The following is a 19,828-nucleotide window of genomic DNA, read 5'->3' as shown; positions in this document are numbered from 1 at the left end:
GGACCGTTTCTCCCTACGGAGTCGTTCCGGTGAGCGGTACGCATCAAGACGCAGCAGGTCGGGCGGTGTGCGGCGGGGCGTCGGTGTCTGTGGAGCACACAGCGAGGGGCCCGCCGTCCGGCGGGCCCCTCGCTGTGTGCCGCGTGTACTGCTTTTCTCAACAACCACCCGGTCGCACAGCGGACCTGCGACCGGGCGTCCGGCAGAGCACTCAGGCCAGAGAACGCCCGATCCCGAGCGCGGCCGTCCGCAGTGCCGTCGCGTACCCAGCCGCGTCCATCCGGTAGGTGGGCGCCGTGATGGACAGCGCGCCCACCAGTGTGGTGCCGCCCGCGAACACCGGAACGGCAAGGCTCGCGTAGCCGAGTCTGATCTCCTCGGACTCCAGGACGATGCCCTCCTCCCGGATCCGGTCGAGCTGGGCGCGCAGACGGCCCGGCGAGACCACCGTGTGGCGGGTGATCGGCTTGAGGCCGCCCCGGACCACGTCGACGAAGAGCGACGGCGGCGAGAAGGCGAGGATCGCCTTGCCGGTGCCCGTGCAGTACAGGGGCAGTCGGCCCGCCACCCGGGACTCGGCGTTGAGCCCGCGGTGCGGGAAGATCTTGTCCAGGTAGACGACGTCCAGGCTGTCGTGGATGGCGAAGTGGATGGTCTCCCGGGTGATCAGGAGGAGATCCTCCATGTACGGCTGCACGGCCTCGCGCAGGATGCGCTGACGGTGCACCCGCTGCCCCAGCTCGAACAGACGCAGTCCGAGTCGGTAGTCGCACCCCTCCCGCTCCAGCAGCCCCCAGGTCACCAGCTCCTGGGCCAGCCGGTGCACCGTGGCCTTGGCCGCCCCTGAACGGCGCACCAGCTCGGCGAGCGAGAGGGCGGCGTCGTCGGAGGTGAAGGCCTCCAGGATCGGACGGACCTTCCCCAGAACGGAGTTCATGGAGTCGGCCCCGCCCGCCTCCTCGCTCGCGGGCGCCGGCGCGGCGCGGTGTGCCGCGTACATCAGTCCCTGCGGCGCCGGGTGCGCGACCGGGTGGGCGAGGGGGTGGTGACCGGCCAGCCTCACGTCGGCCGGCGCTTTCATGCCGACTGCCCCGCGTCCGCGGACGCCGGGTCGATGACCGCGACGCCCATCCCGGTGAGCCACTCGGGTATCGGCTCGTACGCCAGACGCCGTGCGGGCGCATGATCGAGGGCGGCGGCCATCAGGAGCCATGTCCGAAGCTCCTGTGCGCCGTTGCCCGCCGCCTTCTCCAGTTCCTCGGTCGTGTACGCGGTGAGGCGGTGCGCCTCGCCGCGTTCGAGAAGGGTGAGGAACTCGTTGTCGAACTCCGGGGTCAGGGAGGCCTCGGCGGCCCGGATGATCTCGCGGCGGCGGGTGTCGTAGTCCTGCCAGTTCTCGCGGCCGTTGAGCCACGCGCCGACCATGAACTCCTCGTCGTCGCCGTGCGGTTCGCGCCAGTCCGGCCACGGCAGCCGGTGCGAGAGTCCGCCCGAGCCGACCACCGCGACCCGCCGGTCGCCGGGGAAGGCGAGGACGGCCTCGCGGATGGCGACCCCCAGCTCCTGACATCGCTGAAGGGTCGGCAGCGGGTGCGCGAAGACGTTCACCACCAGCGGCACGATCTCCACGTCGAGCCCGTCGAGCAGGTACTGGATGGCGTGCGACTGCCCGTGGTCGATCTGGAGCCGGGCGGAGAACGCCGGATCGAACCGGCCGCTCTGCACCAGCGAGCCGGCGATGTGCTGCGCGAGCGGCACATCGACCGGCTGCGGGCCCTTCGGTGTCCCGGACTCGCCGCTCGCGATGCACTCCCCGACGCCCAGCGTGAACGGCGGGATCAGGTCGAGCCAGAAGCCGCGGAAGTGGTTCGAGCCGATCAGGACGACGGTGTCGGGGCGGACGCGGGCCAGTTCGTCGCGGGCCTGGCCGAGTGCGTCACGGAAGCGTTCGGCGCGGTCCTTGTGGAGGGTCTCCTCCCAGTGCGTGTTCATCAACGTGCTGTGGGAGGCCCCCACACCGAGCACGATCTCGCTCATGCCGTTGCTCCTTCCGGCTTCATGGCGGGCCCGGACTCCCGGGCGGAGTCGCACTCCGCGCGGGTTCGGGTCACGGTGTCGACCGCCGTGCGGATCAGATGGCGGGTCAGTTTCTGCATCTCCCATACGGAGACGGTGTTCATGCCGCGGGCGAAGTCGATGTCGAAGGGTGCCTCGGCCACTTTCGGCATGCCGACGCGGACCGTGGGGATGCCGCGTGCACGCAGGATGTTCGCGTCGGTCGCGCCGCTGTTGCCGTTCAGGACCTCGTGCGGGCGCCCTTCGAGGGCCTCCCACCCGGCGACCGCACTGCGGAAGATCCAGCTCTCCCGGCTGGTGGTGGTCCCCGGGATGGCGAGGACCATCTCGACCTTGGCGTCGAGCCCCGGCATCGAGCGCTTCAACTCCGCGATGGCCGCGGTGAATTCACGCTTCGCCTGCAGGGGCCTCGTCTGCGGGGCGATCCGCAGGTCGACCCGCAGGTTGCAGGCAGCCGTGGTCACCGCGGCCATGCGCGGCCAGCCGCCCCGCACCGACGACACGATGCCCTGCGGCGAGACCGTGCCGCCGGTGTGCCGCTTCGCGTACTCGGCGAACCACTGCTCCAGGTGCCGTACGACGTCGCCGGCGCGGGTGATCGCGTTGTCGTACGGGAGCCGGTGGCGCGAGCCCACATAGGTGTGGGTGCCGTGCACCGTCACCTCGAACCAGACCAGGCCGACCTCGTCCCACGACACGGTCCATCCCGGCTTGGCTATGACCGCGTAGTCGGTGTGGACGCCCTGTTCGAGGAGGAACGAGCAGCCCACCCCCTGGCCGGTGTTGAGCCGATCGCTGCCCGGCCGGGCGTTGGTCGGCATGCCGCCGGCGCCGAACGCGGCCACCAGGTCCCCGGTCAGCGGAACCCCGGACAGTGCGATCGCCTCGGCGGCCATCATCACGCAGGCCGCGTGGCCTTTGGGGTTGGAGGCGCCGAGGCCGGTCACCAGGTCGTCGTAGACGGTGGCCTCGGGACGCATGTCCTCGCGCAGCTTCGGCCCGATCCACGGCACGTCCTCGCTCTCGTCACCCACAGTCAGGGTGTCGATGGGCGCGTACAGCATCAGATCGGGTCCGGTGCCGTCGCCCTCGAGCCGAGCCCACGCGTTCGCCTGGCGGGCGTCGAGCGGCTGACAGGCCGAGCGCAGCCCGACCGATGCGAGGTTCCCGGCGATGAACTCGGCGAGCGGTCGCTCGTCCCCGGTCGGGCTGGCGATTCCGACGAGGCCGACGATCAGCTCGCGCAGCCGTTCGTCGGTGACATGCTCCCAGGCCTCCGTGACCCAGGCGCGACGCTGCTCGTCGAGCCCGGAGAGTCCGGAGGGCTCGTCGACGGGTTGGTCCCCGGTCACTGGTTGATCCGGTGCACCTGGGTCAGCGTCGTCTGCGCGAAGCGGTTCCTGGCGCGGGGGAGTGCCACCGCGATGGCGACGCCGAGCAGGATCTTGAACAGGGTGCGGACCATGATCAGGCCTCCGTTTCCGTGGTGTCCGTGGTGGGTTCGGTGACGCCGGCGGCGGCGAGCTTCTTGCCGTACTCCTCCTCGCTGAGGTTGCGCCAGGCGGTCAGCGACACGTCGGGGCGGTAGAGCTTCTCCGGTGGCGCGTCGGTCACGTCGACCATCCAGGCGTCCTGGCCCGAGAACTGGCCGTGGAACAGCCAGCGGATGGCACCGAGGTACTTGCCGTAGAAGCGGAGGGTGTCCCAGCCCTGTTTGAAGTTGACCATCACGCCGACGTACATGTGGTTGTCGGCGTCGATCGGCACGTAGAACTCGTAGTGCATGAAGTTGGGGTAGGCGATCCGCAGCACGCCCGGCATCGACAGCGACGCGAAGCCGGGGAAGTCCTGGGACTCGATCACCGGGTCGACCTTGTCGGTCGCGCCGGTGTTGCCGAGGTTGAACGTCCCCTCCGGCGGCTGCTTCATCCACCACCGCTTGTTGGTCCAGCGGCCCACGCCCGGGAAGTCGGCCTCCCAGTAGACCTCGTCCTGCACGCGGTAGATCCAGCGGTCCTTCGGCACGATCCGGGTGATGTTCCACGTCGGCATCGGCTTGAACAGGCGCCACAGTGCCGTGCGGTGGAGGTACTTGGCGTGTCCTTCGTCGAAGCCGTTCTCGCAGGCGAAGCGCCAGTTGCCGCCGCGCGGATCGAAACGGCCGCCCATCACGAAGGCGTTCGACACCAGCTCCTCGGGCAACTGCTCGTCGATCGGGTGCGGCTCCTCCTCGGCGAGGGGGATGTACACCCAGACCATGCCGAGCCGCTCCTCGACGGCGTAGGTGCGCACGCTCAGCTTGCCCGTGAGGCGGCAGCCGGGACCGTCGGTGATGACCGCGGACAGATTGCCCGTGGGCAGGTCGAAGGTCCAGCCGTGATAGGGGCAGCTGACTGTGCCGGGGAACTGCTGGTTGCCCTCGGACAGCGGGACGCCGCGGTGCGGGCAGCGGTTGTGCAGCGCGTACACCTTGCCGTTGTCACGGATCAGCGTGATCTTCTCGCCGCAGATCGTGAAGGGCTTCGGGGCGCCTGTGATGTGGCTGGCCCAGGTGACCGGGTACCAGTAGCCGCGGAAACCGGACGCCGCCTTGTCGTAGTGGGGCCAGGAAGACCAGTCCTGCCGGCCGATCTTGTCGGCGGATGCGCGTGGCGCCTTGGCGGGCTCCTTCGCCGTGCTCTTGCGTGCAGCGAGGGGTCGTTCGCTCGTCGTCATCTCGTCGTGGCCTCCTGCTCCAGTGGGTGTGCCGCACGAGCATCCGGCGCGGCGCGGTGCCTGCCTATGAACCTGTTCCGGTGAACGGACCGTGCCGTGCGGCGGACCGGTCAGCGAACCACGGACCTTGATCGCTCAGGGCGGGGGCGGACAGCATCCGTTCATGAACCGCCTGACGATTCCCGGCCTGGTCGACGCGGCGGCCGCTCACCACGGCGAACGGGCCTTCCTGAGCCTCGACGGAACCACGCGCACCTACGCGCAGACGCGCACGGCCGCGGCCACGATGGCCGGCGCGCTGGCGGCCCGCGGCTGCCGCCCGGGGGACCGGGTCGCCGCGCTGCTGTCCAACCGCGTCGAACTGATCGACCTGGTGCTCGGCTGTGCCTGGCTCGGCGCGGTCGTGGTCCCGCTCAACACGGCACTGCACGGACGCCTGCTCCGGCACGCGCTGGACGCCTCGCAGCCGCGGTTCCTGTACGCGGAGGAGGAACTGGCCGCACGCGTGGAGCACGTGGGATACGCGGGGGAGGTGTGGGTGACCGGTTCGCCGCAGGCCCCGGTCCCCGGCCTCGAGAAGGCGCTCGACACCCACCCGTCCCGTCCCGGTGACACGGCCGCCGTCCTGTTCACCTCCGGCACCACAGGCCCCTCCCGCGGCGTGCGCTGCCCGCACGCCCAGTTCGCCTGGTGGGGCCGGAACGTGGCCGACTCGCTGCGCCTGACCGCCGACGACACGCTCTACACGTGCCTGCCCCTGTTCCACACCAACGCGCTCAACACGCTGGCGCAGGCGATGACGGTGGGGGCATCCCTGGTGGTGGACCGCCGGTTCTCCGCCTCGCGCCACTGGACGCGGGCCGCCGAGACCGGCGCCACCTGCGTGTATGTGCTCGGCGCCATGGTGCCGATGCTGCTCGCGCAGCCCCCCGGGCCCGCCGACCGCGCGCACCGGGCCTGGCGCGGACTCGGCCCGGGCACCCCTGGTGCGCTGTGGGAGGTGTTCCGCGAGCGGTTCGGCGTGGCCCTCGTCGACGGGTTCGGCTCCACGGAGACCAACATGGTCATCGGCTCCACGCCGCAGGACTGCCGTCCCGGCTACATGGGCACGGTGCGTGACGGCTTCGAGGCGCGAGTCGTCGGAGCGGACCTCGCACCCGTGCCGGACGGTACGCCAGGGGAACTCGTCGTCCGCACCGATCAGGAGCATGCCTTCGCCACGGGCTATCTGGGCGATGTGACACCGGACCCGGGTGCGTGGCGCCGCACCGGTGACCGGGTGGTGCGCGAGCCCGACGGCTGGTTCCGTTTCGTCGACCGGGTCAAGGACTGCATCCGGCGCCGGGGCGAGAACATCTCGTCGTACGAGGTCGAGGCCGCGCTGCGGGTGCATCCCGATGTCGTCGAGGCAGCCGCGTTCCCGGTCCCGTCCGCACTGGCCGAGGACGAGGTGATGGTGGCGGTCGTCCCGCGCGCCGGCCGCACGCTCGATCCGGCGCAGCTGGCGCGGCACTGCGCAGAGGAGCTTCCCGCCTTCGCGGTGCCACGGTATGTGGACGTGGTCGAGGCGTTGCCGCTCACGGAGACGGGGAAGGTGCGCAAATCGGTGCTGCGGGAGCGGGGGGTGACCGGGGGGACGTGGGACCGATGCGGCTGACCTCCGGCCGGACGCGGGTTCGGCGACGGCCGTCCCGCGGCGCCCCGCAGCCGTGAAGGCGTGTGCCGCGCGCGGCTCCCCCGATGAGATGCCGCGCGCAGCACACGCCTTCACGAGGGCGTGGGAACCCCTGACCAGCTCCCACGCCCCACTGCCTCGGGCCCTCACCCGGGCAGCAGCACAGCCCGTCCCCGCACGCGCCCGCCGCGCAGGGCGTCGAGCGCCGCGGGAGCGTCCCCCAGGCCGAACTCCTCGACCGCCAGGGTCAGTTCACCGTCGGAGAGCCTCCGGACCAGGTCACCGGAGACCTCCCTGGCCCGGCGTTCCTGACGGATCATGTTCACCGGCAGCAGCGCCACCTCGTCGAGCAGCCAGCTCGGCAGATCGAGCTCGACGTGCGGGCCTGCGACGTACCCGATGACGACGGCGCGCCCGCCCCGCTGCACCCAGCGGCTGCGGCCGATGAGCCCGGCACCGCCGAGCGTGTCGACCAGCAGCGTGGCCGACCGGTCCTGGGCGAGACCCTCGGCATCGTCCAGCGTGACGGCCTCCGCGCCCTTCGGCACGTCGGCGAGCTGCTCCTCCCGGCCGACCACCCCGGTCACCCGTGCGCCCGCGGCCAGGGCCTGCTGGGTGACCATCGCGCCGACCGCGCCGGCGGCGCCCACCACGATGACGTCCTCGTCCTGCCCGATCCGGGCGATGTCGTGCAGGGCCACGTACGCGGTCGTGGCGGGGACGAAGAAGCTCGCCGCCACCGCCGGGTCGAGCGGAGCCGCGAGCGGCGTGACGGCCTTGCGCTTCACGCTGACCCGCTCGGCCCACGTTCCGTCGCGCAGGAGACCCAGGCCACCGCCGCGCAGCACGACCTGCGTACCCGGTGCCGGCCCGGAGTCGACGTCGGACTCCAGGACCGTGCCCGCGCCCTCGACTCCGCCGATGTACGGCAGGGCCGGCTTGAGCTGGAAGTCACCGGCGGCGACGGTGGCGTCGAGGTGCGAGACACCGCCGGCCGTGACCTGGACGAGGACCTCACCGGGTGCGCGGACGGGCTCCGGCAGCTCGTCGAGTACCGGAGGGGCGCCCCAGGCGTGGAAGCGTACGGCCCGCATCAGCCGGCGGCCTTGCCGATGAACTCGAGGCTGAGGGGGTTGTAGCGCTCGGCCTGCTCGTGCTGCGGCCAGTGCCCGCAGTTCTCGAACAGTTCCAGGCGCGACCCGGGGATGCCCTCGTGCAGCGCCGTCGCCTCGGGGGTGTCGCCGAACGGGTTCTGTCGTCCCCACACCACCAGCGTCGGCTGGGTGATCTGTGCCAGGTGCTCGGGGCGCAGCAGGTTGCGCCGGCGGCGCTCCATCTGCTGGAGGGACAGGAGGTTGTCGACGCCCGCGACGAACTCCGGCGTGTGGTAGATCGCGTGCCGGACCTCGACCAGTTCCTCGGTCGCGGAGGCGTCGTCGGCCATGAGCAGCCGCATCCGCTTGCGGGTCAGCTCGATGTCGTCGGACGTGACGGCCTGCTTGGTGCTGGTGCGGATGCGTTCCATGACCTCGGGGTTGGCCACGGTGCCGCCGGAGCACAGCAGTTGGAGGCTGCGCACCCGCTCGGGGTGGTCGATGGCGGCGCGGGCGCCGACCCAGCCGCCCAGGGACTCGCCGACGATGTGGGCGCTGTCGACTCCGACGGCGTCCAGGTAGTCGAGCAGGTGGGCGACGTAGTCGGCGATCTCGTACGGCTTGTCGGGCTTGCCGGTGTAGCCGTGGCCGAGCATGTCGATGGCGTGCAGGTCGTAGGCGGCGTGCGCGGTGATGTTGCGCGCGAAGGCCTCCAGATGACCGCTGGTGCCGTGCAGGAAGACGACGGCCTGGGCGGCCGGGTCACCGGCGCGCAGGGTGCGGGTGGGAACTCCGCCGGCGTCGACGTACTCGACGCGGAAAGGGGTGGGGCTGATCTCGGTCCAGATGGACATGCTGCACTCCGAAGGCGGTTGGGGAGGGGGATGTTTCAGCTCAAGGAGTTGAGGAAGCCGCTGACCACCGAGTGGTACGCCTCGGGGCGCTCCTCCTCGAGGTGGTGGGAGGTGTGGTCCATCACGTGGAGGTTCCCGTTCGGCACCATGCGGGCCAGCATCAGCGGGTAGTCCGGGGTGAGGAACGCGTCCTGCATGCCCCAGATGAACAGGGTGGGAGCCTGGATCTGCCCCAGTTCCTCGGTGAGGTCCTGCCATTCGCCGCGCGGCGAGTCGGACATGGCCGCCAGCGCGCGCTCCTCCTCGTCGAGGCTCTGCTCGTAGCGCAGCGTCAGGGTCTCCTCGGGGAGCTTCGCGCCGTCGTACCACTCCAGCTTCGTGATCAGCTCCCGCATCTTCTCGCGGGTCGGGCCCTCGCCGCCGTAGTAGATGTCGCGGGCCGTGCGGCCACGGTGCCCGTTCTCCGGGAGGGGGGCGAGCGGTCCGTAGAAGACGGGCATGCTGCCGGTGACGACCAGCGAGCGGACCCGGTCCGGGTACTTCGCGGCGAGGTTGAGGGCGATGGTGCCGCCCCACGAGCTGCATATGAAGTCGGCGCGGTCGACGCCGAGCGTGTCCAGCAGGCCGACGGTCTTCGCCGCGTGGTGGTCCCACATCGGGCCCTCGATGGGGGACTTCTCCGACTTGCCGTACTGCTGGATGTCGACGAGCAGACAGCGCCGGTCGGCGGCGAACAGGTGCGCGACGGGTCCGAAGTCGCTCCACGCGGTGCAGCCGGGGCCGCCACCGTGCAGGAACACGGTGTCGGTCCCCGAGCCGAGGTCGTGGTAGTGGTAGCGGATGCCCGCGCCGTCCGCGTAGTGGCTCTCCGGTGCTGGTGACATGCGAGTCCTTCCGTACGAAGCAGGGGGGTGCGGTGTCGAGCCCATCACCGGGCCGGGCGCGGGCCCAGCGGCGCGGTCCGTTCAGCGAACCGCTCTCGCTGGGTGGCCCGGGTGATCGCTCACTGCGCGGTGTAGCCGCCGTCCGCGTGCACCACCGCGCCGGTGGTGAAGGACGAGCCGGCGGCGAGCAGCGGGAGCACCGCGTGGGCGATGTCCTCGGGCGTGCCCCAGCGGCCCAGCGGCACCTTGGCGGTGAAGGCGGCCTGGGCGGCGGCGTCGGTGGTGGTGGCACTCTCGTTCATGGGGGTGCGGACGGGGCCGGGCGCGACGCAGTTCACGGTGACGCCGGTCCCGGCGACCTCCAGAGCCGCCGACCGGGTGAGCGCGGCGACCGCGCCCTTGGTGGCGGCGTAGCCGGACCGTTCGGGGGCGCCGGTCGTGCCGAGCACGGAGCCGATCGTGACGATGCGACCGTGACCGGCGTCGAGCATGCCGGGCAGGACGGCGCGCATCGCCAGCCATGTGCCGACGACGTTGGTGTCGAGGGCGGCGCGGAAGTCGTCGGGGGTGAGGTCGAGCACCGAGCCACGGGCCAGCTTGCCGGCGGCCGTCACCAGGCCGGTGACGGGGCCCCAGCGTTCGGCGGCCCGGCTCACGGCCGCGGCCAGCGCGTCGGGGTCGGTGGTGTCCGCGACCAGTGCCAACCGGCGGTCACCCGCGATGCCTTGGAGCTGCTTCTCCGCCGCGTGGCAGCGGTCCTCGGAACGCCCGGTGACCACCACGGGGCGCCCGGCACGGGCCACCGCCTCCGCGACGGCCAGGCCGATCCCGCTCGTGCCGCCCGTGACGAGCACGGCCCCGTTCTGCGGGGCTGCTTCGGTGTGTTGTGGGGAACTCATCCGCCGAGCATGCGGAACGCAGGGGAACACGCCAACGCGGGTGGTCCGGTCACCGGAACCGGGCCGTCCCGCCTCGGCGCGGCCTCACTGTCCGGTGAACACCGGCGTCCGCTTGTCGAGGAACGCCTGAAGCCCCTCCCTCGCGTCGGCGGTCCCGATCAGGTCGGCGACGCCCTTCTCCTCGCGCTCCAGGGCCTGTTCGAGGGGCAGCCCGTACCCCTCGTCGACGACCCGCTTGAGCAGGCCGATGCCGGCCGTCGGCTGCGCCGCGAGGCGGCGGGCCCGCTCGGCGACCGTCGCCTCGAACTCGGCGTGCTCCACCACGACGTCGACGAGTCCGAGCTCCAGGGCGCGCTGTGGTGTCAGCTGCTCCCCCTCGATCATCAGCCGTTTCGCCAGGTGGGGGCCGACGAGCCGGGGGAGGCGCTGGCTGCCGCCGGCCCCCGGGAACAGTCCGAGCCGCATCTCCGGGAAGCCGAACGTGGCCTCCGTCGAGAGGATCCGCAGGTCGCAGGCGAGCGACAACTCCGCGCCGCCGCCGAGCGCGTGGCCGTTCATCGCGGCGACGACCGGCTTGGGGGTCTGCTCGATCACCCGTTGTACGTGGATCCAGCGGCGCATCCTCGCCTGGTTGTCCGCGGACAGGTCGCGCATGACGGCGATGTCGGCACCGGCGACGAAGAACCGGCCGGTGCCGGTGATGACGATGCAGCGCACCTCCGGATCGGCGGCCAGCGGCGCCAGCGTCGCGAGGAACTCCTCGATCATCGCCGGATCCACGGCGTTCACCTTGGGACGGTCGACGCGCACGGTGGCCACGGCGCCGTCGCGCGTCACGCGCAGCACGGAGGGCTTCTCCTCGGTCGGCTTCTCCTGAGTCGGCCCTTCCTGGGTCGGCTTCTCCGGTGTCATCCTCGCCTCGCTCACTCGGTCACTCCTTCGGCGGTCAGCGTTGCCAGCTGTTCATCGCTCAGGCCCAGTAGTTCCCGCAGTACCTCGTCGGTGTGCTGGCCGAGGAGAGGTGCGGGCCGGTCGAGTTCGCCCGGCGTCGCCGTGAGCCGCGCGACGATGCCCTCGTGCCGGACCGGCCCGGTCAGGGGGTGGTTCAGGACGGGGTAGAAGCCGCGGGCCGCGAGCTGCTTGTCGGCCTCGACCAGGTCCTGTCCGGTCGCCACGACCGCCGCTGCTACGCCCTCCGCCTGGAGCGTCTCGGCCAGCTTGAGCGCGTCGTGCCGGCCCGTCCAGGCGGCGAGGGCGGCGTCGATCTCGTCCTCGTGCGCTCGGCGTGCAGCCAAGTCGCCGTCGGCGCAGGGGAGTTCGACCAGGCGGGTCAGGGCCTGCCACTGTGCTTCGTCGGTCACCGACAGCGCCACCCACCGGTCGTCCCCGGCTGCCGGATACACCCCGTGCGGCACGGCGCGCGTCGACCGGTTCGGGAACTCGGCGGTCCGGGGATCCGGATCTCCGTCGCCCAGGACGGGTTCCAGGGCGGCCGGGCCCATCGTCGCGGCCATCGCCTCCAGTTGGGACAGGTCCACGTGGCCGCCGCGCCCGCGCGCCAGCAGGTCGAGCGTGGCGAGCACCGCCGAATTGGCCGCGATCATGTCGCCGAGCCCGAAGGTCAGCCCCTGCGGCGGGCCGTCCGGATCCCGGGTCTCGCTGGACAGGCCGGACATCGCGGCGAGCGTGTCGGCGAACGTGACGGCCTTGCGCCAGGGACCGGTCTGGCCGACCCCCGCCATCGACACCAGGATCACGTCCGGGTTGAGTGCGCGCAGCGATGCGTAGTCCATGCCCCAGCGGGCGAGCACACCCGGACTGAAGTTCTCCACGACGACGTCGCAGTGCGGGACCAGCTCGCGCAGCAGCCGTCGGCCCTCCTCGGTCCGCAGGTTCAGGGCGACGCCGCGCTTGTTGCGGTTGAAATTGACGAAGTAGCCGCTGTCGTCGGGGTCGGAGCCCGGCCGCAGATGCATCGACGGGGCAAAACGCGTGGGGTCCTGGCGGTGCCGTGACTCGATCTTGACGATGTCCGCACCGTGCTCCCCGAGCTGCTTGGTCACGTACGGACCGGCGAGGACCCACGTCAGGTCCAGGACCCGCACCCCTTCCAGGGCCTTGGACTTCGGCTTCTCACCGCTGCCGCGCACCCGGCTCGGTCCGGACCCGCCCCACGGCTGATCGCCCGGTGCCGCCTCCCGCAGTGCGGGCAGAGCGACCGGCCGCGGCAGAGCCGCCCAGGGAAAGCCGACGTCCTGGACGCCGCCGTCGGGCAGCCCCTCGCCGGTGATCGTGACCAGGGACTCGCGGTCGCGCAGCTGCGGGTTGTCGGTCAGACGCGCGGCCGGTACGACCTCCGCCCACGGCAGGGCCCGGTTCCGCGCCTCCGCGGCCAGTTCGGCGGCCGGCTGCCCCGCCGCGAACTGCCGTACGACTGCGTCCACATGGGGGCGCTGCCGCCACCGGAACGTGGCGTCCTGCCAGCGCTCGTCGAGGAGGTCACCGGCCTCGCCACGCTCGGCCATCCACGCCAGCAGATCCGTCCACATCCGGTTGCTGCCGGAGTAGCCCCCGGCCACATACCCGTCCGCCGCCTCGAAGATCTGGTGCGCCACGTGTTCGTACACCCCTCCGTTGCGTACGGGGAAACGTCCGGCGTGGATCCATGCGAGGGCGGCGGTCTCCAGCGTGGCGGCGACGGCCTCCTGCGCGGAGATGTCGACCAGTTGAGGGGTGCCCGACACCACGGCCAGGAGCGCCCCGATCGCCGCGTGGGCGCCGGCGGTCTGGAGCGCCTGTTCGCGCGGCGGCGGCTTGGGCTGTGCGTCGGGGCGTCCGCCGAGCCAGGTCATGCCGCCCGCCGACGCCAGCACCAGATCGTCGCCGATCCAGTCGCGGCGCGGGCCGGTCAGCCCGAACGGCGTCACCACCACGTGTACGGCGTGCGGCCACCGGGACGAGCCGTCCTCCCGCAGGCCGCGCAGCCGCGCCACGGGCCCGCTCTCCAGGACGACGTCGGCGTCCGCCGCCAGTGCGTCGAGCTCGGCCGTGCTGTTGGCCGGGGTCCAGCGTTTGCCTGCGTGCCAGTGCGTACGGGCGGCCGTGTCGAGGCCGGTGCCCGGCTCGGTCCGTACCACGTCGGCGCCGATTCCGACGAGCAACCGGGCTCCCTGGAAGGCGAGTTCGTCGGTCAGGTCGAGCACGCGCAGTGTTGCCGGGTCCGTGTCTGGTCCCACCACGGCTCCTCCCCTTACGTGTCCGCAGCCTTTGCGGAATCTCACGATCACCGGGGTCGGGGAGGCGGGCCACGGGGGTGTTCTGCTGACCGGAACCGGCTGCGGAGTGGAGGCGCGCGGACGCGGCGAACTACTGCTCAGCTCGCGGCGCGGGCGGGACGCGCCCCGGCCCGTTTCGGCCGGCGAACCGCGCGAGCCCTTTCGTACGACGGACTGTCCTGCGTCTTCTGCGCCACACCCCGCTCGATGCTCTCCGCCGCGGCACGCAACGCCGCGAGGCACCGGTCCGCCGACACCTGCGTGACCGGTGCGGTGACCGAGAGCGCCGCGTACTCCGAGCCGGGCAGAGCGACCGGCACGGCGAGGCTGGCGTGCCCGGCTCTGACCTCCTCGACCTCCAGCGCGTACCCCTGGCGTGCCGCCTTCGACAGCCGCTGGGCCAGGACCCGCGGGTCCGTCACCGAGCGTCGGGTCATCGCGGGCAGCCCCGCGTCGGTGAGCGCCGCCACCCGCTCGGGTCCGTCCGGCGCCAGGGCGAGCAGCATCTGACCGGTCGCCGCACAGGAAGCGGGGAGGTGACCGCCGACGTACGAGGGGCCGAGCACGTTGGCCTCGCCTGCGATCTTCTCCAGGAACAGCACGTGGGTGCCGTCGAGGACCGCGAGGTGCACGGCCGTGCGGGTGCGTGTGAACAGGTCGGCCATCCGCGGGCGGGCCACGGTCCGCAGCACCGAGGAGGCGGGCACTCGCTGCCCCAGGTGAAAGAGCCTGATGCCGAGCTCGTACATCTCACCGCGCCGGTCCAGCAGACCCCACTGCACCATTTCCTGGGCGAGGCGGTACGCCGACGCCTTGGGCACGCCCGAGCGGCGGCTCAGCTCGCTCAGTCGCAGGCGGTCCGCCCCCGACTCGAACGCGGCGAGCAGCAGCTGGGCCTTGCCCAGGACGGAATTCGGCAGCAGGACGTCCTCGTCTGAATACGACCCCATCAGCGTCCCCTTACTCCGTCGCACGGCGTTACAGGCCATTTGAAGTGCAACAACGCCATGTTGCATAGAGGGGCGGGGGTGTAAACATCAGGCTACGGGTATGCCGGTGTTCTCCTCCTGGGGCTGGTCGGCATCCTGCGGAGGGTGTTGCCCGGAGTACTTCGGGATGCGCGCGAAGAGGACAAGTGCCACCCGGTGGCGGCCGGCGGTGTCGTGGCGACCCCGGGTGACGGTCCGCCGGCGATCGCTGACGACAGCGCCCGCCCTCGGAGCTGTGCGTGCTCCTTGCCGTTCGGGCGTCAGTTCGCTGGAGCGTACGAACGGCCGCAAGCCGCCTCGATCGAGCCGGTCCGCCAGACGGGACGTCGCGCTTTGCACAGGTCTTCCGGAGTGCCAGGTTTCGGCCACCTCGACAGCACTCCGACCGGAGGTCGTTTTCAATGTTCCGTCTCCACCGAACGGGAGGGCGTCCGGCGGTCGCCCTGTTCACCCTCCTCCTCGCCACCGCCTGCGGCGCGGGCACCACCGACTCGGCGGGATCCGCGGGCGGCACGAGCCCGACCGTGCGGATCGCGCTCGGCGTCGACGCCGCGTACGCCCCGCTGTATCTGGCCGTCGAGAACGGCATGTTCAAGAAGGCCGGCCTCGACGTGCAGCTGACGAAGGTGGAGGGTGGACCCGCCGCAGCCCAGGCGGTCACGGCCGGCACTGCACAGATCTCCGTGAACGCGGACTCCACCGCGCTGCCGCAGATGGTGAGCAACCCGCGCCTGCGCGCCCTGGGCGTGTTCCAGTCCTCGGGCCGCTACCTCAAGGTCGTCCTGCGCAAGGGCGTCACCTCGCCGAGCCAGATCAAGACGATGGGTTCGATCCAGGGCATCGGCCTGTACGCCACGCACGAGTACCTGGACCACCACGGCATCGACCCGGACTCCGTGAAGATCCAGCAGAGCTCGCCGCAGGAGATCCCCACCATGCTCCAGCGCGGTGACATCGACGGTTACATCCTCTTCGACCCCTGGGCGACCAAGGGCGTCGAGGCCGGCGGCCACATCGCCGGTTCCATCGGCGACTTCGGCGTCACGTACAAGCAGTGGCTGCTCGCGGACGACAAGTGGCTGAAAGAGAACGAAAATCTCGCCGGGAAGGTGTTCAAGGTGGTCGCGGAGGCCGACCGGCTGGTGACGAAGGATCCGCACGCGGCCGCCGTCGCGGCGCACGAGCAGGCCCAGCTGCCGGTGGCCCAGACGGAGAAGGGCGTCGGCGAGATCTCCTTCACGGCTCGCTCCCTGACCTCGGCCGATGTCGCCTCCTCGCGCAAGATCGTGGACTTCCTCCTCGCGCAGAAGCTCATCAAGAACGCACCCGACTACGACACCGTGCTGTTGCGGGGCTGGTACGACCAGCACGCCAAGTGACCGCCTGTGACGAACCACGTGCGAGCCCGTCCCGCTGAGCGGACCGTCGCGCATGCTCCTGCCCCTCCACCGGAAGTAGCGTTCGCCCACTCACGGGCCCGCACCCCCGATTACCTGCCAAAAGCGCCCAACTCCGAGGTGACCATGCAGAATACGTCCCGCCCGAATGCCCGCCCCGGCCAACGCATCGCCGGCACCGTCTTCCTCGCCGCCGCGCTGACCACCGTGACCGCCTGCGGAGCGGGTACCACCGACGCCGGCTCGGGGTCCGGCGGCAAGGCAGGTGTTCCCCACATCCGCATCGCCGTAGGTATCGACGCTGCGTACGCGCCGTTCTTCGTGGCCGATGCCGAGGGACTGTGGGCCAAGCACGGGGTCGACGTCGACCTCGTCCAGTTCGCCAAGGGCGGGGAAGGTGTCGACGCTCTCAACGCGGGACAGGTCCAGATGGCGGGGAACTCCGACGCCACCACCATCGGCCTGCTCGGGGAGAGCCAGGACCTGCGCTCACTCCTCGTGTACGAGGACTCCGGGAAGTACCTCAAGGTCGTTCTGGGGCCCGATGTGAAGTCCGCCGCGAAGATCCGGAAGATGGCCGTGGTCCCGGGCCTGTCCCAGCTGGCAGCCACGCGGTTCCTCGAATCGAAGGGCATCAAGCCTGACTCGGTCGAATTCGTCACGGCCGACCCTGCCGAGATCCCGGCGCTCACCAAGAAGGGCGACGTGGACGCCTACGTCCTGTGGGAACCGTGGCCGGCCAAGGGGGTGGAGCTGGGCGAGCGGATCCTGGAGACCACCGGCGACTACGGCTTCAGCTACCAGCACTGGCTGCTGTCGACGTCGACCTGGCTGAAGGACAACAGGGACGTCGCCGCGAAGGTGGCGGCCACTCTCACGGAAGCGGCGGAGAAGACCGAAAGCGACCCGCAGGTCGCGGCACAGTCCACCAAGAAGGCCGCGAAGATCCCCACCGACCAGACCCTGACCGCGGTGAGGGAGATCAACTTCGGCGTCCGCGACTTCACGGCGAAGGACCTCGAGGGCTACGACAGCACAGCCCAGTTCTACCTGGACACCGGCAAGGTGAAGGCCCGCCCCGATGTGTCCCGCACCGTCCAGCGCGGCTGGCTTTCCGACAACGCGGAGGGATCCTGATGGCCAAGGCGATCCAGGGGATGGAGAAGGAGACGGTGCCGGGGGACGTCGCGGTGGCCGCGACAACTGTGGCAGCTCCCGGTACGGAGCCGGCACCCGGACGTGGAGCGGCTCTGCGTGTCGAAGGCGCGGGCATCTCCTTCGGTGACTTCCAGGCCGTCCAGGGCATCGATCTGGACATCCCGGCCGGAGAGTTTCTCTGTTTGCTCGGACCGAGCGGCTGCGGCAAGTCCACACTGCTGTCGGCCATGGCGGGATTCACTCAGGTCAGCGAGGGGACTCTCACCGCGAACGGTGCACCCGTCCGCGGCCCGCACCCGGAACTCGGCATGGTGTTCCAGAGCAGTGAGGCGCTCTTCGACTGGCTGACGGTGCAGCAGAACGTCACCTTCGGACCTCGCATGCGCGGCATGTCCCGCGCCGAGCAGAACCGGGTGGCCGACGAGTACCTCGGCCTGGTCGGACTGCGCCACTGCGCGGACCGGTACCCCGGCCAGCTCAGCGGCGGCATGCGCCAGCGCGTCCAGATCGCCCGGGTCCTCGCCAACGAGCCAGGTGTCGTCCTCATGGACGAGCCCTTCGGCGCGCTCGACGCGCAGACCCGGCAGGTGCTTCAGCAGGAGACGGCTCGTATCTGGAGCGCGTCCGGCTGCACCATCGTCTTCGTCACGCACGACATCGACGAGGCGATCCTCCTCGCCGACCGGGTCGCCGTGATGACGGCTGGCCCCGCGGCCTCGATCAAGTCCCTGTACACGGTCGACCTGCCGCGTCCCCGCAACGAGTCCGACCCGGCCGCCCTGCGCCTGCGCAACCAGCTGCGCGAGGACATCGGAGAAGAGGTCCGCAAGGCCATGCGCGACCAAGGGCTCGACGACCAGCTCGACCGAGAGGCGAAGGGCGCATGACCATTACTACGACCGAGGCCCCCGCCACGGCCCGCACCCGGACCCGCACCCGCCGCACCACGGGGAAGGGCGGCGGACAGGCGCTGCGCACCATCGGCCTCTACATCGTCGCCATCCTCGTCGGCCTGGGTGTCTGGCAGCTCCTGGCCATGAAGTACGGTCCGTCCTTGGTCGCCTCGCCGAGTCAGACCCTGTCGGCCGCCCGCGAGCTGGCGGCCGACGGAACGCTGGGCAACTCGATCATCGCCTCCAGTCGTCGCATCCTGATCGGCTGGGGCCTGGGCGTCGTGGTGGGCGCCCCGGTCGGCCTGCTCATCGGACAGATCAGGATCGTCCGCGTGCTCCTGGAGCCGTACACCGAGTTCTTCCGCTTCATTCCGCCGGTCGCCTTCGTGACACTGGCGGTGGTGTGGCTGGGCATCGGTGAGAGTTCGAAGGTGGTCCTGATTTTCTACACGGCCGTCTTCATCGTCACGCTCAACACCAGCGCGGGCGTGATGGCCGTCAACGAGTCCAAACTGCGGGCCGCCGCCAGCCTCGGGGCCGGCCGCCGCCAGATCCTGCAGCGCGTCGTGTTGCCGTCCACCGTCCCGTACATCCTCACGGGCGCCCGCCTCGCCATGGGCAACAGCTTCCTGACGATCGTCTCCGCCGAGATCGTCGCCGCCCAGGTGGGTCTCGGCTCCCTCATCTGGACCTCCCGGAACTACGGCCGGATCGACTGGGTCTTCGTCGGCATCATCACCCTCGGCATCCTGGGCCTCGTCTACGACCGGATCCTGCGCGTGATCGCGATGCGTGTACTGTACAAGTATGGGGCCAAGGTCTAGACAAGGGGCGTCGGCGATCTACGGGGGAGCGCAGTCACCAACGGGGAAAGAACGGAGAACACAGCACGTGAGCACTACCGCATCCACGTCGCGCGCCCTGTTCCTCGAGAAGTTCGGCACTCTGCCGAAGCTCGGGGAACGCACCGTGCCCGAGCCGCGCCCCGGACATACGCTCGTCCGGGTGGCGGCGGCCACCGCCGCCCATCTGGACCTGAACATCCTCGACGGACAGTTCGGCATCCTGCCCGCATTGCCGTTCGTCCCCGGCACTCAGGGCAGCGGCTACGTCGTCGCCTCCGACACGCACCCCGAGGGCGCCCTCGTCCGGCTGCGCGGCGAAGGGCTGGGCCTGAGCCGTGACGGCGCCTGGGCCGAGCACGTGCTCGTGCCGGACGCGGCCGCGGAGATCATGCCCGAGGGCACCGACCCCGCCATGGCGTGCATCTACTTCTCGCCGGTCGGCACCGCCTGGGCGTCCGTCCATGCGATCACCCAGGTGCGGCCGGGGGAGCGGGTGCTGGTCACCGGCGCGTCCGGCGCGGTCGGTGCCGTGGCTGTGCAGCTCGCGGCGCGCGCCGGCGCGGAGGTGGTCGGCGCGGTCGGCCGCCCGGCGAAGCTGGCGCATGTGCCCGGCGTCGCCAAGGCACTGCTCGCCTCCGACCTCTCCGAGGAGGCGATCGGCGGCAAGGTCGACGTCCTGATCGACACCGTCGGCGGCCAGATCCTGCGCGACGCCCTCACGCTGGTCCGGCCCCGCGGCCGGGCCGCACTCCTCGGCTACACGGCCGGGCGCGAGCTCACCCTGGACCTCGCGGACTTCTTCCTCGCGGACGTCTCCCTCCTCCCCGTGAACATGATCAACCGCAGCGCGGAGGTCGCCCCCGAGGTGCTGCGCCTGCTGCCGGAGCTGTCCTCGGGTGCGCTGACGCTGCCGTACGAGAGCTACGGGATGGACGCGCTCGGCGAGGCCGTGGAGCGGCTGCGCACGGGCGCGGTGGTGGGCAAGATCGTGCTCGACATGGGGAACGCCGGCACGTGACCCCCGCCTCGCCGTGACAGGCGGGATGCACTGCATCCGAGACCCGGCCGGGCAAG

Annotated in this window: 17 protein-coding genes; 6 read left to right on the top strand and 11 right to left on the bottom strand. The window is 71.1% G+C overall.

Going from position 1 to position 19,828, the window contains the following annotated elements; translation table 11 throughout:
• Nucleotides 1-211: 211 nt before the first annotated feature.
• The 4 genes from IOD14_RS22250 to IOD14_RS22235 form a co-directional block, all read right to left on the bottom strand.
• Nucleotides 212-1,081, bottom strand: a complete 870-nt coding sequence (locus IOD14_RS22250; protein WP_249126020.1) for an IclR family transcriptional regulator — start codon at nt 1,079-1,081, stop codon at nt 212-214.
• Nucleotides 1,078-2,037, bottom strand: a complete 960-nt coding sequence (locus IOD14_RS22245) for a catechol 1,2-dioxygenase (protein ID WP_212671293.1) — start codon at nt 2,035-2,037, stop codon at nt 1,078-1,080. Before IOD14_RS22245 ends, IOD14_RS22250 begins: the two co-directional genes overlap by 4 nt.
• Nucleotides 2,034-3,428: a peptidase dimerization domain-containing protein gene (locus tag IOD14_RS22240; protein ID WP_212671292.1), complete on the bottom strand. Its 1,395-nt coding sequence runs from the start codon at nt 3,426-3,428 to the stop codon at nt 2,034-2,036. Before IOD14_RS22240 ends, IOD14_RS22245 begins: the two co-directional genes overlap by 4 nt.
• A 115-nt stretch (nt 3,429-3,543) precedes the next feature.
• Nucleotides 3,544-4,791 (bottom strand): Rieske 2Fe-2S domain-containing protein, encoded by a 1,248-nt coding sequence (locus tag IOD14_RS22235; protein ID WP_212671291.1) that lies wholly within the window; start codon nt 4,789-4,791, stop codon nt 3,544-3,546.
• A gap of 163 nt (nt 4,792-4,954) precedes the next feature.
• Here IOD14_RS22235 and IOD14_RS22230 point away from each other — a divergent pair, with 163 nt between their 5' ends.
• Nucleotides 4,955-6,448: an AMP-binding protein gene (locus IOD14_RS22230; RefSeq protein WP_212671290.1), complete on the top strand. Its 1,494-nt coding sequence runs from the start codon at nt 4,955-4,957 to the stop codon at nt 6,446-6,448.
• Nucleotides 6,449-6,612: 164 nt separating this feature from the next.
• Here the strand turns inward: IOD14_RS22230 and IOD14_RS22225 are convergent, their stop codons facing one another.
• The 7 genes from IOD14_RS22225 to IOD14_RS22195 all read right to left on the bottom strand — a co-directional run bounded on the left by IOD14_RS22225 (nt 6,613) and on the right by IOD14_RS22195 (nt 14,422).
• Entirely contained in the window at nt 6,613-7,560 is a 948-nt protein-coding gene (locus tag IOD14_RS22225) for a zinc-binding dehydrogenase (RefSeq protein WP_212671289.1), read from the bottom strand.
• A complete protein-coding gene (locus tag IOD14_RS22220) occupies nt 7,560-8,414 on the bottom strand; it encodes an alpha/beta fold hydrolase (protein ID WP_212671288.1) in 855 nt (284 codons plus the stop codon). Before IOD14_RS22220 ends, IOD14_RS22225 begins: the two co-directional genes overlap by 1 nt.
• A gap of 35 nt (nt 8,415-8,449) precedes the next feature.
• Entirely contained in the window at nt 8,450-9,298 is an 849-nt protein-coding gene (locus tag IOD14_RS22215) for an alpha/beta hydrolase (protein ID WP_123986579.1), read from the bottom strand.
• Between the two features lie 119 nt (nt 9,299-9,417).
• Nucleotides 9,418-10,197, bottom strand: coding sequence for an SDR family NAD(P)-dependent oxidoreductase (locus tag IOD14_RS22210; RefSeq protein ID WP_123986578.1), 780 nt, complete (start codon nt 10,195-10,197; stop codon nt 9,418-9,420).
• Nucleotides 10,198-10,281: 84 nt separating this feature from the next.
• Nucleotides 10,282-11,124 (bottom strand): enoyl-CoA hydratase-related protein, encoded by an 843-nt coding sequence (locus IOD14_RS22205; protein ID WP_249126019.1) that lies wholly within the window; start codon nt 11,122-11,124, stop codon nt 10,282-10,284.
• The gene (locus tag IOD14_RS22200; RefSeq protein WP_212671287.1) at nt 11,121-13,433 is read right to left on the bottom strand and encodes a CoA transferase; all 2,313 of its coding nucleotides are present in this window, start codon (nt 13,431-13,433) and stop codon (nt 11,121-11,123) included. Before IOD14_RS22200 ends, IOD14_RS22205 begins: the two co-directional genes overlap by 4 nt.
• 137 nt (nt 13,434-13,570) lie before the next feature.
• Complete coding sequence (locus IOD14_RS22195; protein ID WP_212671286.1) at nt 13,571-14,422, bottom strand: IclR family transcriptional regulator; 852 nt, start codon at nt 14,420-14,422, stop codon at nt 13,571-13,573.
• A 440-nt stretch (nt 14,423-14,862) separates the two neighbouring features.
• Between IOD14_RS22195 and IOD14_RS22190 the strand changes: the two genes are divergently transcribed.
• The 5 genes from IOD14_RS22190 (at nt 14,863) to IOD14_RS22170 (ending at nt 19,772) form a co-directional block, all read left to right on the top strand.
• Complete coding sequence (locus IOD14_RS22190) at nt 14,863-15,840, top strand: ABC transporter substrate-binding protein (protein WP_123986575.1); 978 nt, start codon at nt 14,863-14,865, stop codon at nt 15,838-15,840.
• Nucleotides 15,841-15,984: 144 nt separating this feature from the next.
• Nucleotides 15,985-16,995: an ABC transporter substrate-binding protein gene (locus tag IOD14_RS22185; RefSeq protein ID WP_212671285.1), complete on the top strand. Its 1,011-nt coding sequence runs from the start codon at nt 15,985-15,987 to the stop codon at nt 16,993-16,995.
• Nucleotides 16,995-17,903: an ABC transporter ATP-binding protein gene (locus tag IOD14_RS22180; protein WP_212671284.1), complete on the top strand. Its 909-nt coding sequence runs from the start codon at nt 16,995-16,997 to the stop codon at nt 17,901-17,903. The genes IOD14_RS22185 and IOD14_RS22180 overlap by 1 nt, the downstream gene beginning before the upstream one ends.
• A complete protein-coding gene (locus IOD14_RS22175; protein WP_123986572.1) occupies nt 17,900-18,733 on the top strand; it encodes an ABC transporter permease in 834 nt (277 codons plus the stop codon). Before IOD14_RS22180 ends, IOD14_RS22175 begins: the two co-directional genes overlap by 4 nt.
• 67 nt (nt 18,734-18,800) lie before the next feature.
• Entirely contained in the window at nt 18,801-19,772 is a 972-nt protein-coding gene (locus IOD14_RS22170; protein WP_123986571.1) for a zinc-binding alcohol dehydrogenase family protein, read from the top strand.
• The last annotated feature ends 56 nt before the right edge of the window (nt 19,773-19,828 follow it).

Source organism: Streptomyces sp. A2-16, from assembly GCF_018128905.1.
Lineage (GTDB): Bacteria > Actinomycetota > Actinomycetes > Streptomycetales > Streptomycetaceae > Streptomyces.
This window is presented reverse-complemented; position numbering and strand designations above follow the sequence as displayed.

Coding starts and splice junctions, on each gene's coding strand:
- IOD14_RS22225 (WP_212671289.1), bottom strand. CDS start 7,560: ATGCGGGCCGTACGCTTCCACGCCTGGGGCGCCCCTCCGGTACTCGAC.
- IOD14_RS22190 (WP_123986575.1), top strand. CDS start 14,863: ATGTTCCGTCTCCACCGAACGGGAGGGCGTCCGGCGGTCGCCCTGTTC.
- IOD14_RS22220 (WP_212671288.1), bottom strand. CDS start 8,414: ATGTCCATCTGGACCGAGATCAGCCCCACCCCTTTCCGCGTCGAGTAC.
- IOD14_RS22245 (WP_212671293.1), bottom strand. CDS start 2,037: ATGAGCGAGATCGTGCTCGGTGTGGGGGCCTCCCACAGCACGTTGATG.
- IOD14_RS22195 (WP_212671286.1), bottom strand. CDS start 14,422: ATGGGGTCGTATTCAGACGAGGACGTCCTGCTGCCGAATTCCGTCCTG.
- IOD14_RS22185 (WP_212671285.1), top strand. CDS start 15,985: ATGCAGAATACGTCCCGCCCGAATGCCCGCCCCGGCCAACGCATCGCC.
- IOD14_RS22235 (WP_212671291.1), bottom strand. CDS start 4,791: ATGACGACGAGCGAACGACCCCTCGCTGCACGCAAGAGCACGGCGAAG.
- IOD14_RS22175 (WP_123986572.1), top strand. CDS start 17,900: ATGACCATTACTACGACCGAGGCCCCCGCCACGGCCCGCACCCGGACC.
- IOD14_RS22210 (WP_123986578.1), bottom strand. CDS start 10,197: ATGAGTTCCCCACAACACACCGAAGCAGCCCCGCAGAACGGGGCCGTG.
- IOD14_RS22250 (WP_249126020.1), bottom strand. CDS start 1,081: ATGAAAGCGCCGGCCGACGTGAGGCTGGCCGGTCACCACCCCCTCGCC.
- IOD14_RS22215 (WP_123986579.1), bottom strand. CDS start 9,298: ATGTCACCAGCACCGGAGAGCCACTACGCGGACGGCGCGGGCATCCGC.
- IOD14_RS22180 (WP_212671284.1), top strand. CDS start 16,995: ATGGCCAAGGCGATCCAGGGGATGGAGAAGGAGACGGTGCCGGGGGAC.
- IOD14_RS22230 (WP_212671290.1), top strand. CDS start 4,955: ATGAACCGCCTGACGATTCCCGGCCTGGTCGACGCGGCGGCCGCTCAC.